Origin of the sequence: Proteus sp. fly-1089, from assembly GCF_040138965.1 — a bacterium.
Lineage (GTDB): Bacteria > Pseudomonadota > Gammaproteobacteria > Enterobacterales > Enterobacteriaceae > Proteus > Proteus vulgaris_B.
This window is the reverse complement of record NZ_JBEETS010000001.1, coordinates 1,091,634-1,108,246: the sequence shown is the minus strand read 5'-3', so window position 1 is coordinate 1,108,246 and position 16,613 is coordinate 1,091,634. Positions and strand designations below refer to the sequence as shown.

The 16,613-nt window shown below is 37.5% G+C and carries 16 protein-coding genes; 8 read left to right on the top strand and 8 right to left on the bottom strand.

The features are described 5' to 3' along the window. Window positions 1-37: 37 nt before the first annotated feature. The 3 genes from speG to purM all read right to left on the bottom strand — a co-directional run bounded on the left by speG (window position 38) and on the right by purM (window position 2,419). Complete coding sequence (gene speG / locus ABN080_RS05180; protein WP_072068434.1) at window positions 38-628, bottom strand: spermidine N1-acetyltransferase; 591 nt, start codon at window positions 626-628, stop codon at window positions 38-40. Window positions 629-735: 107 nt separating this feature from the next. After that, window positions 736-1,365 carry a phosphoribosylglycinamide formyltransferase gene (purN, locus tag ABN080_RS05175; RefSeq protein WP_349440533.1) on the bottom strand — a complete coding sequence of 210 codons (630 nt, stop codon included), beginning with the start codon at window positions 1,363-1,365 and terminating at the stop codon, window positions 736-738. Window positions 1,366-1,378: 13 nt separating this feature from the next. Continuing rightward, complete coding sequence (purM, locus tag ABN080_RS05170) at window positions 1,379-2,419, bottom strand: phosphoribosylformylglycinamidine cyclo-ligase (RefSeq protein ID WP_349440532.1); 1,041 nt, start codon at window positions 2,417-2,419, stop codon at window positions 1,379-1,381. A gap of 231 nt (window positions 2,420-2,650) precedes the next feature. On the opposite strand from purM, the gene upp reads away from it, so the two are divergent. The 4 genes from upp (at window position 2,651) to hda (ending at window position 7,199) form a co-directional block, all read left to right on the top strand. Further along, a complete protein-coding gene (gene upp / locus ABN080_RS05165; RefSeq protein ID WP_072068431.1) occupies window positions 2,651-3,277 on the top strand; it encodes a uracil phosphoribosyltransferase in 627 nt (208 codons plus the stop codon). 190 nt (window positions 3,278-3,467) lie between these two features. Next, the gene (uraA, locus tag ABN080_RS05160) at window positions 3,468-4,769 is read left to right on the top strand and encodes a uracil permease (RefSeq protein WP_109407723.1); all 1,302 of its coding nucleotides are present in this window, start codon (window positions 3,468-3,470) and stop codon (window positions 4,767-4,769) included. Window positions 4,770-5,036: 267 nt separating this feature from the next. Then, window positions 5,037-6,242 (top strand): mechanosensitive ion channel family protein, encoded by a 1,206-nt coding sequence (locus ABN080_RS05155; RefSeq protein WP_349440531.1) that lies wholly within the window; start codon window positions 5,037-5,039, stop codon window positions 6,240-6,242. Between the two features lie 249 nt (window positions 6,243-6,491). Continuing rightward, window positions 6,492-7,199: a DnaA inactivator Hda gene (hda, locus tag ABN080_RS05150; protein WP_036938961.1), complete on the top strand. Its 708-nt coding sequence runs from the start codon at window positions 6,492-6,494 to the stop codon at window positions 7,197-7,199. A 207-nt stretch (window positions 7,200-7,406) separates the two neighbouring features. Here the strand turns inward: hda and ABN080_RS05145 are convergent, their stop codons facing one another. From ABN080_RS05145 to bepA, 3 genes are all read right to left on the bottom strand, one after another. After that, entirely contained in the window at window positions 7,407-8,657 is a 1,251-nt protein-coding gene (locus ABN080_RS05145; RefSeq protein ID WP_109407721.1) for an MFS transporter, read from the bottom strand. A gap of 711 nt (window positions 8,658-9,368) precedes the next feature. Continuing rightward, entirely contained in the window at window positions 9,369-9,725 is a 357-nt protein-coding gene (arsC, locus tag ABN080_RS05140; RefSeq protein WP_349440530.1) for an arsenate reductase (glutaredoxin), read from the bottom strand. Window positions 9,726-9,733: 8 nt separating this feature from the next. After that, window positions 9,734-11,206 (bottom strand): beta-barrel assembly-enhancing protease, encoded by a 1,473-nt coding sequence (gene bepA, locus ABN080_RS05135; RefSeq protein WP_349440529.1) that lies wholly within the window; start codon window positions 11,204-11,206, stop codon window positions 9,734-9,736. A 153-nt stretch (window positions 11,207-11,359) separates the two neighbouring features. On the opposite strand from bepA, the gene ABN080_RS05130 reads away from it, so the two are divergent. Beyond that, window positions 11,360-12,436 carry an AI-2E family transporter gene (locus ABN080_RS05130; protein ID WP_349440528.1) on the top strand — a complete coding sequence of 359 codons (1,077 nt, stop codon included), beginning with the start codon at window positions 11,360-11,362 and terminating at the stop codon, window positions 12,434-12,436. A 70-nt stretch (window positions 12,437-12,506) separates the two neighbouring features. On the opposite strand, the gene bcp is transcribed toward ABN080_RS05130, so the two are convergent. After that, the gene (gene bcp / locus ABN080_RS05125) at window positions 12,507-12,977 is read right to left on the bottom strand and encodes a thioredoxin-dependent thiol peroxidase (RefSeq protein ID WP_072068424.1); all 471 of its coding nucleotides are present in this window, start codon (window positions 12,975-12,977) and stop codon (window positions 12,507-12,509) included. 18 nt (window positions 12,978-12,995) lie between these two features. Then, window positions 12,996-13,553: a glycine cleavage system transcriptional repressor gene (locus tag ABN080_RS05120; RefSeq protein ID WP_072068422.1), complete on the bottom strand. Its 558-nt coding sequence runs from the start codon at window positions 13,551-13,553 to the stop codon at window positions 12,996-12,998. A gap of 215 nt (window positions 13,554-13,768) precedes the next feature. Between ABN080_RS05120 and dapA the strand changes: the two genes are divergently transcribed. The 3 genes from dapA to ABN080_RS05105 all read left to right on the top strand — a co-directional run bounded on the left by dapA (window position 13,769) and on the right by ABN080_RS05105 (window position 16,609). Further along, window positions 13,769-14,668, top strand: coding sequence for a 4-hydroxy-tetrahydrodipicolinate synthase (gene dapA / locus ABN080_RS05115; RefSeq protein ID WP_023581903.1), 900 nt, complete (start codon window positions 13,769-13,771; stop codon window positions 14,666-14,668). 16 nt (window positions 14,669-14,684) lie between these two features. Further along, window positions 14,685-15,731 (top strand): outer membrane protein assembly factor BamC, encoded by a 1,047-nt coding sequence (gene bamC, locus ABN080_RS05110; protein ID WP_197269074.1) that lies wholly within the window; start codon window positions 14,685-14,687, stop codon window positions 15,729-15,731. Between the two features lie 287 nt (window positions 15,732-16,018). After that, the gene (locus ABN080_RS05105; RefSeq protein ID WP_196554064.1) at window positions 16,019-16,609 is read left to right on the top strand and encodes a phosphatase PAP2 family protein; all 591 of its coding nucleotides are present in this window, start codon (window positions 16,019-16,021) and stop codon (window positions 16,607-16,609) included. The last annotated feature ends 4 nt before the right edge of the window (window positions 16,610-16,613 follow it).

The following is a 16,613-nucleotide window of genomic DNA, read 5'->3' as shown; positions in this document are numbered from 1 at the left end:
AACTAGGGTTAAAGTTAAATCTTAATATCTGAATAAATCAGACATGTTGCTTAATAGTCGCACCCGGTTTGACAAAATTTTCGGGTTTTGCTTCTTTGGCTTTTTGCTCAAAATAAGGTGCTTGGAATGTACACATTCTAATTGCAGAACGATAGGCACCGTTAACAAAAAACTCATCTATTAAATCACCTTCTTTTTTAAAGCCAAGCTTTTCATAAATATGAATCGCTTTAGCATTCTCTTTATCAACGATTAAATAGAGTTTGTATAAATTAAGTACAGAAAAAGCATAATCCATCGCTAATTTTGCTGCTCGTGCTGCATAGCCATGACCTTGATGTGCAGGTGCAATGATAATTTGGAATTCGGCACGACGATGAACATAATCAATTTCAACCAACTCGACAAGTCCCACTTTAGTGCCTTCACTTTCAGCAATAAAACGGCGTTCACTTTGGTCGTGAATATGTTTTTCATATAAGTCACTTAACTCAATAAAAGCCTCATAAGGCTCTTCAAACCAATAGCGCATAACACTGGCATTGTTATCAAGTTGATGGACAAAAGAGAGATCTTCTCGTTCGAGAGGACGTAATTTTATAGGTGGAACTTTCCTACCACCGGACATAAGCACCTCGGTGAATGCATTGAATAAAAAAGAGAAAAGGGTGACACAAAAAAAGTCACGCGGGCTACAGTGTAGCACAATGTGACTTTTTAGCTTAAACGAAATAGTTAATCAAGGCTGCCGAACAACGCAATATCATCAAGGAAAGCTTGATTATTCTTCATAGTCAATCGGTCTTCAGCTAACCAGCTGATTGCTAATGGGTAGATACGATACTCTTCTATTTGTATTCTAGCTTGTAATGATTGTTCAGTGTCATCCGGCAAAACAGGAATACGTGCCTGAAGAATCATTGGGCCACCATCAAGTTCTTCGGTAACAAAATGGACGGTAACGCCATGAAAAGACTCTTTATTTGCTAAAACTTGGCGATGAGTATGCAACCCTGGATATTTAGGAAGCAAAGAAGGGTGAATATTTAATAATTTATGCTGATAATGAGTGACAAAATTAGGTGATAGAATACGCATAAAGCCTGCTAAAACCACGATATCAGGCTGATAAACATCAATTTTTTCGATTAGCGCTTTATCGTAATCAGCTCTATCATTAAATTGGGATGGATCAACAAAATAGGCTGGAATATCAGCCTGTTTTGCACGTTCGAGGCCATAAGCATCCGCTTTATTGCTAAAGACAGCAACCACATTACCTGTGATTTTATTTGCCCTACAGGCGTCAATAATCGCCTGTAGGTTGCTGCCGTTTCCTGAAATAAGGACAACGATATTTTTCATTCACATGTTTTCATTAGTTAATAATGACTTGTGCTTCACCTGAGGCTTGTGGCGCAATTTCACCGATAAGCCATGCATTTTCACCACATTCTGCAAGGTGTGCTAATGTTTTTTCAACATCATCTGGATTAACCGCAATTAATAGTCCGACACCACAGTTAAAGGTGCGGTACATTTCATGTGTGCTAACTTGTCCCGCTTCTTGTAACCACTTGAAGACTATAGGCCATTCCCAACTGTGACTTTCGATACGAGCTTGCGTATTTTCAGGTAGTACGCGAGGAATATTCTCCCAGAAACCGCCACCTGTAATATGTGCAACTGCATGAATATCAACATTCTCAATTAATGACAGCAGTGATTTCACGTAAATACGTGTAGGCGCTAATAGGTGATCGGCAAGTGATTTTTCACCTAATGATGTGTTATCAGCTTGTGTATTGCTGACTTCAAGAATTTTTCTGACTAATGAATAACCATTAGAATGAGGGCCGCTGGATGCTAAAGCAATTAATGCATCACCTGTTTTAACTTTACTGCCATCAATAATCTCTGATTTTTCAACCACGCCGACACAAAAGCCTGCGATATCATAATCATTGCCATGATACATGCCGGGCATTTCTGCTGTTTCACCACCCACTAATGAACAGCCTGATTGTTTACAACCTTCAGCAATACCTGTTACAACACGAGCAGCGGTATCGACATCTAATTTTCCTGTGGCATAGTAGTCAAGGAAGAAAAGGGGTTCGGCGCCTTGAACAATTAAATCGTTGACACACATTGCGACTAAATCAATACCGATGTCATCATGGCGATTTAAATCCATCGCAAGGCGGAGTTTTGTACCCACACCATCGGTGCCTGAAACTAAAATAGGTTCGCGGTATTTAGATGGAATTGCACATAGTGCACCAAAACCACCTAAACCCCCCATAACTTCAGGACGGCGAGTTTCTTTTACTACACCTTTGATACGATCGACTAAAGCATTACCTGCATCAATATCGACACCGGCATCTTTATAGCTGAGAGAGGATTTGTTAGTCACGTAGAGCCCTCACGGCAAGTTGCTGTTAAGAAAAAATGTGTGCGGGCGCTATTCTAACAGGCAAAGCAAACGTTTGCGAGGATCTTCTTTCTAGGTCACAATTATTCATGTTGGTGTGGTTAAAAGCTGTGCGCTTGATCAATATCAATAGAAAAACGATGGAATGTTGGCAAAAAAGCGGTATAATCTCGCGATTTTTTTGTCAGGCTGCGTCGTACATTAGGAGAAATTATGAAGATCGTTGAGGTAAAACACCCACTCATTCAACATAAATTGGGGCTGATGCGAGATCATGATATAAGCACTAAGCGCTTTCGTGAACTGGCTTCAGAAGTTTCCAGTCTACTGACGTATGAAGCTACCGCCGATTTAGCAACAGAGACGGTAACAATTGAAGGTTGGTGTGGTCCGGTAGAGATAGAACAGATTAAAGGAAAAAAAATCACAGTAGTTCCTATCCTCCGTGCAGGTATCGGGATGATGGATGGAGTATTAGAAAATATTCCTAGTGCCCGAATCAGTGTAGTTGGCGTTTACCGCGATGAAGAAACCTTAAAACCCGTCCCTTACTTCCAGAAATTAGCATCCAATATTGAAGAGCGTATGGCTCTTGTTGTTGACCCTATGTTAGCAACAGGCGGCTCTATGATTGCCACAATTGATTTATTAAAAAATGCGGGCTGTACTTCAATTAAAGTATTAGTACTGGTTGCTGCTCCAGAAGGTATTAAGGCATTAGAAGAAGCTCATCCAGATGTGGAGTTATATACTGCATCGGTTGATAGCCATCTTAATGAGCATGGGTACATCGTTCCAGGTCTTGGCGATGCTGGTGATAAGATATTTGGTACAAAATAATAATTAAGCCGACTTTGATAGTCGGCTTTTTTTTGGACCATTTATTTTTTCTATACTCTACATATTTAAGGTGCAGTTAGATGACTAGTGCGAGTGGGCCTAGACAGCAACATGGCGACTTAAAATAAGACGAGTATAAAGTTAAAAATACAAACCAATTTCACATTCATATTAAAGAGAGGTCGTAAGCATGACTCGTCGTGCAATCGGGGTAGAAGAGCGCCCACCATTATTACAAACAATTCCGTTGAGCCTTCAGCATCTGTTTGCAATGTTTGGCGCTACCGTACTTGTGCCAATATTATTTAAAGTTAATCCGGCAACAATATTGTTATTTAACGGGATCGGAACCCTGCTTTATCTCTTTATTTGTAAAGGACGCATTCCTGCTTATCTAGGTTCAAGTTTTGCGTTTATCTCACCAGTGCTTTTGTTGTTACCATTAGGGTATGAATTAGCACTTGGGGGATTCATCGTTTGTGGCGTGTTATTTTGTCTTGTGGCAGGTATTGTAAAAATAGCAGGGCGAGGCTGGATTAATGTGATGTTTCCACCTGCGGCAATGGGCGCAATCGTTGCCGTTATTGGGTTAGAGTTAGCAGGAACCGCGGCAGGAATGGCGGGTTTATTACCAAGTGCAGATGCACCAGTAGATAATCAAACATTGCTTATCTCTATGGTCACTTTAGGTGTCACTATTTTAGGTTCAGTGATGTTTAGAGGATTCCTTGCAATTATTCCTATTCTTATAGGGGTATTAGCAGGTTATGCGCTTTCTTTCTTCTTAGGGGCTGTTGATGTTACGCCTATTAAAGAAGCTAATTGGTTTGCATTACCGACATTCTATTCACCACGTTTTGAATGGAGTGCAATCTTCATTATTCTGCCTGCGGCATTAGTGGTTATTGCTGAACACGTTGGTCACCTTGTTGTTACAGCAAATATTGTGCAACGCGATTTAATGAAAAATCCAGGTTTACATCGTTCTATGTTCGCAAACGGTTTCTCTACCATAATTTCGGGTTTCTTTGGTTCAACGCCAAATACCACATATGGTGAAAATATTGGTGTTATGGCAATTACCAAAGTCTATAGCTCATGGGTTATTGGTGGCGCGGCAATATTTGCAATCTTATTATCCTGTGTAGGTAAATTAGCCGCCGCTATTGCTGCTGTTCCTGTTCCAGTGATGGGAGGAGTATCTTTATTGCTTTATGGTGTCATTGGTGCATCAGGTATTCGTGTCTTGTTAGATTCAAAAGTGGATTACAACAAACCGCAAAACTTGATATTAACTGCCATTATTCTGATTGTTGGTGTGAGTGGCGCTTCAATTCACATTGGTGCAGCTGAATTAAAAGGCATGGCTTTAGCAACAGTTGTGGGTATTGTTTTAAGCTTAATCTTTAAATTAGTCAGTGTTGTTCGACCTGAATCAGAATTTGTAGATAACACGATTGAATCAGTCAGTGGTACTGCAAATAAAAAATAAGTGATATGTTGAAGTTAACGAAAAAGGCGGATTATATCCGTCTTTTTTATTGCACCCTGTTTTTATGTTAAAATTAAAAACTAAGATATTTGATTTTTTGAGTGTTTAAAACTTAGAAAAGCATCAATAATTCAATCATGATGTTTATTTAAATAAAATAAATGAGACAATGGATGTCTGTTCTTATGCGAAATAGGCATTTAGTTACTGTTTAAGTGACATTCGTTTTAAGGTTGGGAAAGACTCAAAAAAGGTATAACGTAATTTATGGAAAAACTCATTGAAATTTATGATTTCATAACATCAAAGCAAATATTTACCACAATATTCTTAGTTGTTGTGTTGCTGGTGGTATGGTTTTTCGCCAAGATGATTTTCCGCCGAATTGCAAAGCGATTACTTTTTTTATTTACTGAACTTTCAGATGAAGAGACGATAGAAGACATTGCTAAAAAGAGTGCCTCTATAGTTGCAGTAACATTAGTTCTTTATATTAATCAGCTACTACCTTCTTTTTCTCATGAGATGAATGTTATCTTTGAGACGGTTGCTCGAGCTTTTATTATTATCAATATTGCCTCATTGCTTAATAATGCTCTCGATATTTTTAACATTAGGCATGCAAAAAAGGCGTGGCATCGGAACAATTCCATTAAAGGTTATATTGAAATTGCCAAAATCGTCGTTTGGATAATTTCTTTTATTTTGATCATTGCACTTTTTACTGAACAATCACCACTTATTATTATCTCAAGTTTTGGTGCCATTGCTGCGGTATTAATGTTTGTTTTTCAACATACTCTTATCTCATTTGTTGCCAATATTCTTATTTCTAACGGTAAAGTCTTAAAGCTTTATGATTGGATAGAACTTCCAAGTAGTAATATCAGTGGTGAGGTGATTGATATCGCATTACACACTATCACAGTCCGTAATTGGGATAATACGATTTCACGTATTCCAACCAAAGATTTTTTGACGGAAAAATACACTAACTGGCAACCGATGTTTTCATCTGGAGGACGTCGGATTAAACGTAGCTTTTATATTGACCAATCTTCGATTTCATTTGCAACGGAAGAATTAGTCCTTGAATTAAAAAATACAGTTCCTCTTCGTAAAAGCATAGAAGCTATGCTTGAAGGCAAAGAAGAAGAGATTGGCGATATTAATGTGTGGCTAGAAACAAAAGGGGTCACCAATTTACAGCTATTTAGAAAGTACATGCTAAATTGGATAAAAATGCGTGGTGATGTTAGGCCTGATATGTATTTAGTGATAAGAACAATGCCACCAACCCCCATGGGATTACCCGTAGAGTTATACTGTTTTACCAGAGCGACAACATGGGTTGAATATGAAGAAACACAATCTGAAATTTTTGAGTATATAAATGCATCAGCTAAATATTTTAAGCTTGATATTTATCAGCAACCTTCAGGTAATGATGTTGCGAAATTAAAATTCAGATAATAAAAATATTAATTAAACAAAGAATACTTTTTTAATTTTATGCTAAATAATTTGAGGTATAGCTTGGCAACTCGTGTAAATAAACAAAGTCAATGATAGGGCAACTTGAAGCATGAAGAGTTCATAAAATAAGCGATCACGCAAATCTTGCTGTTATCTTAATCAGTATCATGTGCTTTTTTAATATTGGTTCTGACCTTGTGAGAATTTGTGTTAGAATCACCACGTTTATTAAACTATTCAGGTGAGGTGCTTCTGAATACGCCGTCACAGCTATCATTACCACTATCTCTGCCCGATGATGAGACATTCGATAGCTTTTATGCAGGGGAAAACGCGTCGTTAGTCGCGGCAATTCAAACCGCCATTCATCAATCCCATGGCAGTTATATCTATTTCTGGTCCCGCGACGGGGGTGGAAAAAGCCATCTATTACATGCTGCATGCGCTGAACTTTCATTAAAAGGTGATGCCGTTGGCTATGTTCCACTTGATAAACGAGCCTATTTTGTTCCCGATGTCCTTGAAGGCATGGAGCATCTATCATTAGTTTGTATCGATAATGTTCAATGTATTGCAGGTGATGAAGAGTGGGAGCTTGCCTTATTTAATCTTTATAATCGCGTTTTAGAGCATGGTCGAACTTGTTTATTAATTACTGGGGATAGACCACCTCGCCAAATCGAATTACAACTTCCTGATCTTGCGTCTCGGCTAGATTGGGGGCAAATTTATCGTTTGCAGCCATTAAGCGATGAAGAAAAAATTCAAGCATTACAATTAAGGGCAAAGCTTCGTGGTTTTGAGTTACCTGAAGATGTAGGTCGCTTTGTGTTAAAGCGCCTTGATAGAAAAATGCGGACACTCTTTGAAATGCTTGATGAACTTGATCATGCTTCTATTGTAGCTCAACGAAAACTCACCATTCCCTTCGTGAAAGATATTCTTAAACTGTAGCTTTTACCTCAATATTATCCCTCATCAAATTAGGTGAGGTGAATAACACAAATTTTCCTCTATTGTTTAAATTAAACCAATTAAAAGTAATGATTTTTCGTTATTTTTAATGGTGATTTTTTGTATTAAAAACTATAAAAAAACCGCTTGTCTTTATAAAAGGCAAGCGGTGAGAAATACAAACAATAAAGGAGGAGGGTTAAATAATTAGTGTGCTTCTACTACTTTAGTTTTCTTCTGAGGTACCAGTAAGAAAATCAGATAAAGTGCAGTAATTGCAACCGTGTATCCTGTGAAAATTAACCAGAATGATTTCCAGTCAACGGCACCATTTGTGGTGTATAAGTCAATGACCCAGCCACTTAACATTGCACCTAAATAAGTACCAAAACCGTTCACTAAGGTCATAAACATACCTTGTGCAGTTGAACGATATTGTAATGGGATCTCTTTTTCTAAGAACAGTGAACCTGAAATATTAAAGAAGTCGAAAGCACAACCATACACAATCATTGATAATAATAAGACGATTTGTCCTAATGATGTGTAATCGCCGTAAGCAAAGAAACCGAAACGTAAAATCCAAGCAATCATACTAAATAAAACAATAGTTTCGATTCTTACTCGTTTTAGTAACAGAGGTAGGAATAAAATAAAGACGACTTCTGAAATTTGTGAAATAGATAAAAATACAGAAGGATAACGTGCAAAGAATGAATCATCGGCGTTTGGTAATGCTGCAATATCTTGCAGGAATGGTACACCAAAAGTATTCGTAATTTGCAGAACAGATCCTAATAGTGTTGCAAAGAATAAGAAAACAACTACGTTTCTCTTTTTGAAAACTTGCAAAATATTAGAAAGACTAAATGCCACTTCTTCTGTTTTAGCTTCATTTTTATCAACTGCTTTTGTTGCAGGTAAGAACATGGCAAAAACAGCGAGAATAATAGAAGCAATTGCAGCCACAAAGAGTTGATGATAGCTATTACCTAAACCTAAGAAACTAATAACCCACATGGCCGCGATAAAACCAACTGTGCCGTAAACGCGGATCTTTGGAAAGTAGTTGTTAGGTTCTAAATGTTTTTGCTCTAACAGTTCAAAGATGATGCTGTTTGCCATTGAAATACTTGGCATAAAGAACAATAAATGCAACAAGGTAGCAAAAAATAATGTAGTGACAGTCGTCATTTGCGACATCAACACTAATGCTAATGCAGAAAAAATATGCAGGGTAATAAATACTAATTTGCGGTTATTTATTTTATCTGCAATAAATCCCATGATGACAGGTGCGATAAGTGAGGCAAGCCCAAGAGCACTGAAAATAAGCCCAACATCACTACCTTTAAAATGCAGTTCTCCAAAGAGATACGAGGCAAATGTTACCAGCCAAGATCCCCATATAAAGAACTGGAGGAATGAGACAAGTTTTAATCTAAGTACGATATTCATCTGTTTTCCTATTAGCCTAGCAATCACCCGACACCATAATGATGATTGGTTAGTTTTAATTGCCCATAATGTTGGCTATAACGTTGTTTATTTCATATACATCTATAACTTCATTTCACACCGATTAATTGTCATCAAATTAAAAGTTAACAACTAAAGAAGAGATAGAGTAAATAACAAATTGAAAGATTATTGCTGTATTGCAGTGCTGTTTAAAATGTATTTTTTTTGTTAATTTCTTTCTTGGATGATAATGAAAAAATAGAGTGGCGAGAATTTAGTGTTTATCAACTCTGCTATCATATTTTCTGATGTCTATGATATGTAGGAACGCATTTGTGTAAAGAGACTTGAGTCACAATATAAATGAAACACATGATTATTTTTTTCTTTTTAAGGTGACCTATAGCGGGATAGTGTGATCTTGATAGACTATCCAAAAAATGACGATTTATTAGCCATAAAAAATATGAAACTGAGATGAATTTTTTTGAAAGCAAAAAGAGATTAATTTTTTTCTGTTGAGGGAATAAAGAACACTTTATTAATTGTTGCGTTCACAATTTAATAACATTTAGTGATTTATGCCTAAATGGGGAAAAGAGAGTAAACGGTTGCGGTATTAATGATAAAACATAAAGAATAAAGCCTATCTCATGTATCGTGAAGTATAGGCTTTAATTTTCTGATCCTAGCTAAATTTTCCTGTTCTTAGCTAAATAACTCTTTCACTTGCTCAGGTGGGCGGCCTAAACGGGCTTTATTTCCAACAACCACAATAGGGCGCTCAATAAGCTTAGGATTTTCATGCATTGCTTGAATTAACGCATCTTGCGATGTTTCGTCAGCAAGTTTGAGTGTTTTATAGATCTCTTCTTTTGTACGCATTAATTTTCTTGCATCATCAAACCCTAGCGCTTTAAGAAGTGTTTTAAGTTCTGTTACTGAAGGCGCTGTGTCTAAGTAGAGATTAATCTCAGGGGTTATTTGCATTTCTTCTAATAAATGTAAGGTTTCACGGCTTTTTGAACAGCGTGGATTGTGATAAATCGTCACTTTCTTGGTCATGTTGTCCCTTATTTAAATTGACTGTCTCTTTGCTGTATTTTTCTTAACTGGTCAATACGCGCATCAAAGCGTGCTTGGTCGTTACTGCCCAGTTTAACTTGTCTGCTTGCATCACCTAAATAACGGATCGCTGTTTCAAAGTCACCTCGGAGTGCTAAATCTTCAGCATAAGCCGCTAATTCATGGGCTCTATCACCTTGTTTAGCTGAGTTTTCTGCCATTAACTGCCAGCCAATAGGATCATTTGGATTATCAAAGGTATAACGATAAAGCAGACGATTAGCTTCGTTATATTGTTTATTATGTATATAAGAATTAGCCAAGTTGGCAATAATAACGTTGTTATTAGGGTTTTGTTTTAATGCCAATTGCAATCTTGCGACAGCATCACTTGCCCGATTTTGCTCTAAATCGATATCTGTCATTGCATCGATAAGCCAAATATTATTAGGTTCTTTTTCTAACATTGGAGTGAGTAATTTTCTTGCGTCATCAAATTTACGATCACGAGAGTAAATGAGTATTTGCGCATAATTAGCGGCTAATTTTTCAATCGCAGTACCTTGCTTAAACTGATCAAGCGTGGTTTGAAATGCATTATCCGCAGTGGGATTTTTATTTAGCATGGCTAACACACGCATTTTAGCGAACAGAAAATCTGCTGACTGAGGAAGTTGGCGTGCCGGATATTGGCTAGCTCGGCTTCTTGCATCAGATAATCGGCTATCCGGTAAGGGGTGTGTTAATAACATTTCAGGCGGTTTAGAACTATAGCGAACTTGATCAGCAAGAATTTGCATAAAATCAGGCATTCCTTTGGGGTCAAATCCGGCTCGATAGAGTGTTTGAATTCCAATACGATCAGCCTCTTGCTCGTTCATTTGCGTAAACGTGATCATATTCTGCTGCATCCCCGCTAAACTTCCCGTAAAGGTTGCAAGACCTGCATTGGGATTTGCCATAAATATCAGGATAGAACCTAATACCCCAGCAAGTGCAAGAGGGGTTGTTTTTGCTTGGTCTTCCAGCATTCGTGCTAAATGACGCTGAGTAACATGCGTGATTTCGTGAGCCATAACAGAGGCTAACTCACTTTCATTTCGGCTATAGCGAAAGAGTGCGGAATGTAAAACAATGTTTCCCCCAAAATAAGCGAAGGCGTTAATATTGGGATTATTGACTAAGTAAAAATGAAAGGGTGTTTTGACTGAGCTAGCATTAGAAACCAGCTTTTGCCCCAAATTATTAATGTAGTTAGAAAGCAGAGGGTCAAAAACTAATGGTGCACTATTTCGCAGTTGGCGAGTATAGTAATCTCCCATAGCAATTTCTTGGTTAATACTTAGCGTTGAACCTGCAGTGGTTCCCATATCAGGCAAAGAGTCTTCAATATCAATCGCAGCATGTGTTGGCAATACTGATGTTGATAGCAACGCAGAAACAAGAAGCGCGACTAATGGTTTTTTAAGTCTGAGTTTCATACAACTATATCCTGATGGCTATCTTAACGAAAAATTAATAATTAATGTGTATGATAGCAAAACCTAACGTAAAATCTGTCAAAATATTATTGTTTATATGAATGAATGCGTATAACTCTATTGTTCTGATTATTATAAAGGATCTTTATTTTCATGCTGGACTTGCTTGTTCAATGGTACAAACGCCGATTTGCTGATCCACAAGTTATCGCCCTTGTAGTTATCTTAATTGCAGGCTTTTTAATTCTGTACTTCTTCAGTGGCATACTCGCTCCTTTGTTAGTGGCAATTGTACTTGCCTATCTTTTAGAGTGGCCAACTCATTTACTTGAGAAATTAGGATGCGCTCGTATATTGGCGGTATCAATCATTCTGACACTCTTTGTTGGTATTAGTGCCATCGTTATTTTGATTTTAGCACCCACAGTTTGGCAACAAGGGATGACGCTAGTTTCTGATATCCCAAATATGATCAACAAGTTCAATGCATTTGCACATGAATTGCCTGATCGTTTCCCCGCATTAATGGATGCGGGTATTGTTGATATGATGGCAGAAAACTTACGTAGTAAGTTCTCAACAGTCGCTGAATCTGTCTTAAAGGTGTCTTTAGCTTCATTAATTGGCGTTATCACACTTTCTATTTATCTTATTCTTGTTCCTTTAATGACGTTCTTTTTGCTTAAAGATAAGCAACAAATGCTTAATGCCGTACGTCGTGTGTTACCAAAAAATAGAATACTGGCAGCACAAGTTTGGATTGAAGTGAATCAGCAAATAACCAACTATATTCGCGGTAAAGTGACAGAAATGGTTATTGTTGGCATCTTTACTTATTTTGTTTTTGCCTTCTTCGATCTACGTTATTCCGTACTGCTTGCTGTTATTGTTGGTATCTCTGTTTTAGTGCCTTATGTTGGTGCTGTTTTAGCGACGATCCCTGTGATTGTTATTGCACTTTCTCAATGGGGATTAGGCTCTGATTTTTGGGCGTTATTTATCGCTTATCTTGTTGTTCAAGGATTAGATAGCAACTTATTAGTACCGATTTTGTACTCTGAAGCAGTAAACATGCATCCTTTAGTTATTATCTTATCCGTGATTATATTTGGTGGTATGTGGGGATTTTGGGGAGTTTTCTTCGCTATCCCATTAGCAACATTGATAAAAGCAGTATTGCATGCATTACCCGATGAAATTGCAAATGAGCAAAATATAAAGAAAAGTTAAAGATAGTATTGAGTTAGCAAAAAAACAGACAGTGAAAACTGTCTGTTGTCTAATCAATATAGGTATTTATTTACGGATGCTGGGCGAGATACTCGAGAACGATTTGATGGTGATTAGTCGTTTTAAAGCTATCAAAAACGTGTTCAATAACGCCATTTTTATCAATTAAGAAAGAAGTACGATGAATACCATCGTAAGTTTTTCCCATAAATTGCTTTTCTCCCCAAATACCAAATTCTTCTGCAACTTTATGATCTTCATCTGAAAGTAATGTGAAGTTTAACATCTCTTTTTCAGCGAAACGGGAAAGTTTTTCTGATTTATCTGTGCTAATACCCAATACTTCGACTTTGGCCTTTTTTAATGTATCCATTTCATCACGTAAGCCACAAGCTTGTGTCGTACAGCCTGGTGTCATTGCTTTAGGATAAAAATAAACGAGCACGCGTTGACCAGCGAAATCAGATAAATTAATTATTTCTCCATCTTGGTCGGGCAGACTGAATTGAGGCGCCTTTTCACCGGCTTTTAATGGGTTCATTTGGTCATTCTCCATTTTTTACTGTTTCATCATCAGACTATTTACGATACTTATTGTGCCTTGAGCATTTAGCTCTGTACATAACTGATTGAATTTCTCATTAATAACAAGACCGTGATCATCTAATGGGTTATGCGCCGTGATTTGTATTTCTAAACGGGCAGGTGTGCCATCTTCTGACGGGTGCGTTTTAGAAATTAATTCAGCAAGATTAAAATTATGCTGGCTAAACAAATTAGTAAAGCGTTCTACAATACCGGGCGCATCTTCAATATCAACCTTCGCTGCAATGGTTGAAGGATAGGTAATGGGAGCCCCATTTTTGGTTCTTTTCATGACGGTCAATAAATCAAGTTCCGCACTTTTAATCGGCAACAACGCTTCTAGCTGTGCGATAGCGTTCCAGCCACCTGAGAGTAGCATGATAAACGTAAACTCTTGACCAAACATCGCAAGTCGGCTGTCCTCGATATTACATCCACATTGGCTGACTAATTGTGTAATGGTATCAACAATACCTGGGCGATCAGCGCCTAATGCAGTAATGACGAGAAAATGTTTATCAGGTATGGGCAAAATGAGGTTCCTTTTGACTTTCAGTTTATTCTTAACAGGTAAACACAAATTTTGATTTCTGCCAAGATCCCTTGCTCACTATCTTCAATTATTATATCTCTTTAATTCATATCAAAGAATATTAGCAAATTTCATTAGAAACCTAGAGTTAAGTAGTTTTCAATAGAGCAATGAATGAGTACCATTGAGTATACGTCTATCTCGGAGCAATGATTATGGTGAATAACGAATTTAATTTTACAGGCAGTATGGTGGCATTGGTTACACCAATGGACGCAAAAGGCAATGTTGACCGGGTTAGTTTACGTAAATTAGTTGACTATCATGTTAATGCAGGCAGTGCTGCCATTGTTTCTGTCGGTACAACTGGTGAGTCTGCAACATTAAGTCATGACGAACATGTTGATGTTGTTTTAATGACATTAGATATGGCAGATGGACGTATTCCTGTGATTGCAGGTACGGGTGCTAATGCAACATCTGAAGCTGTTTGGTTTACACAACAATTTGAAAACAAAGGTATTGCAGGTTGTTTAAGTGTGACGCCATATTATAATAAACCTTCACAAGAAGGCTTGTATCAGCACTTTAAAGCGATTTCTGAAAGCACCGCACTACCACAAATCCTGTATAATGTGCCAGGACGCACGGGATGCGATTTATTGCCAGTAACAGTTGCACGTTTAGCCAAGTTGGATAATATTGTGGCAATTAAAGAGGCGACAGGGAACTTAAGTAGGGTTAGTCAAATCCAAGAGTTGGTTAATGATGATAGTTTTATCTTATTAAGCGGAGATGACGCATCATCATTAGACTTTATGCAACTTGGCGGCCATGGTGTTATTTCGGTTACTGCTAACGTTGCTGCGTCAGAGATGGTAGAATTATGTCGATTAGCAAATGCGGGTGAGTTTGCAAAAGCACGTGAACTTAATCGACGGCTGATGGACTTGCATCATCAGTTATTTGTTGAACCTAATCCAATCCCAGCTAAATGGGCGTGTCAACGTATTGGATTGATTGAAGACGCCACATTGCGCTTACCTATGACTCCGTTGACATCATCAGGTCAGCAAATTGTCGAGAAAGCGCTGTTAACAGCGGGAATACTGTAAAACTTAGGGAATTTTAATGGCAACACTATTGCATAAATCAAAGATTATGAAAGTCGCGGGTCTGTCGCTGGTGGTTCTACTGGCAGCCTGTTCAAGTGATCAGCGCTATAAACGTCAGGTCAGTGGTGATGAGTCTTATTTAGAGACGGCAGGGCTAAAGAATTTAGCTATTCCGGCGGGTATGGTGTTGCCTTTGCAAAATGGGGAATATGATATTCCAACCCCTAAAAAAACTGAGCCAGTAGGCTTAGCGCTTGATATTCGTCCACCGACTCAAGCTCTGAACTTATTAAGTGGTTCACGTAGTGAAAATAATGCAGATAACAGCAAACTGTTCTTACCTAGCACTCCTGAAAATACAACACTGTATGAGCAAGTAACGGCTATCTTAAAGGATAAAGGCGTTGCTATTGTAAAAAGTGATGCAGGGCAAAAAGAAATTCATACTGATTGGATAACATGGCTACGTGCAGATGAAAACGTGCCTTTCCAAACACGTCAACGCTTAGTCATAGCTCAAGCGGGTAATGTAATTTCATTAACAGTGACTAACGAAGGTTTACGCCAAGGCGAAACAGACGTTACTGATCCAGCTGAAGTAAAACGTTATAATATTTTAATGCTTAATGAGCTGGTTGATGGTTTAAACCGTATGCGTAATTTAAGCGAAAATACAGCTACAAGTAATCTTCAAGGTATTATTGATGTCCAGAGTGGCAGTGATAATGCAGGGCTTCCAGTGATTATTGTACGTGCGCCATTCGATGTTGTTTGGGATAGATTACCAATCGTATTAGAAAGCGTGGGAATGAAAATGGGCGACCGCACTCGTTCTAAAGGTTCAGTTGAAGTGACCTATAAAGGAATGAGTAGCGCAAACTGGAGCTCGTTAGGTGTTGATAGACCAACTGTAGAAGAAGCGGATTATAAATTACAAGTGGGTGATTTAAATAACCGTAGTAGCCTACAATTTATCAGTGATAAAGGTAAACCATTAACACAATCACAGAATGATCAAATGGTTGCAGCGTTGAAAGCCGCTTTCAGTAAACCTGTGAAATAGGTATTCCGCTTTATAAAATAAAGAGAAGCCGCACAACATTAATTGTGCGGTTTTTTTTGTGTTTTTAATCGGCAGAAATCTCTACTTATTTTTATTTTTGGAGATTTAAATAGAAATTCATTATTAAATTCGTCATTAATTGAATGCTCTTTTAATGATAGTGTTTAATTTGGTGTTGTTAATAATATTAATCTTAATGCAATGCTCTTAAATTTATGTAATATTGCGTCAATTCTTGTTCTTAATAAAAATAACAAAGCATTCTCTAACTATATGAAGGAGTATTTATGAGTGCGGGTGATATGATTATTCACTTGATATTAAGTGGGATACTTATTGTAGGTGTTTATCAATTTTATTTTTTTACTCAACGATATACATTGAGAGAAGTGAAAGTAATTAATTCACCTGTTGATGAAAAAATTCCTTTCTGGCCTTGGTGGTCATGGATTTATAGTTTCTTATATTATCCCGCAATTCTATATCTTAACTGGATTATTCAAGACTCAAGACAATTTATTATGATTGTTTTTAGTTATATAGTGCTGTTAGTCATGCAAATGTTTTTCTTTGTAGTATTTCCTGTTGCAACCCCTGCACATTGGCGAACCATTAACCCAGGAAAAACAGCATCAGAGAAATTTCTTAAGTTTGTTCAACACTTTGATGACTCATCAAACTGCTTCCCTAGTATGCACGTTTCAGTTGCAACACTTACTGCTTGTCTTGCATATGCAACATTAGGGCCTTGGGTTTTCTTATTCCCATTATTTATTGCTTTATCTTGTATGTTTACCAAACAACACTATTTAATTGATTTACCAGCAGGCGCCTTATTAGGTTGGTTTGCTTATGAAATCTATTGTCTCATTATGTAATAAA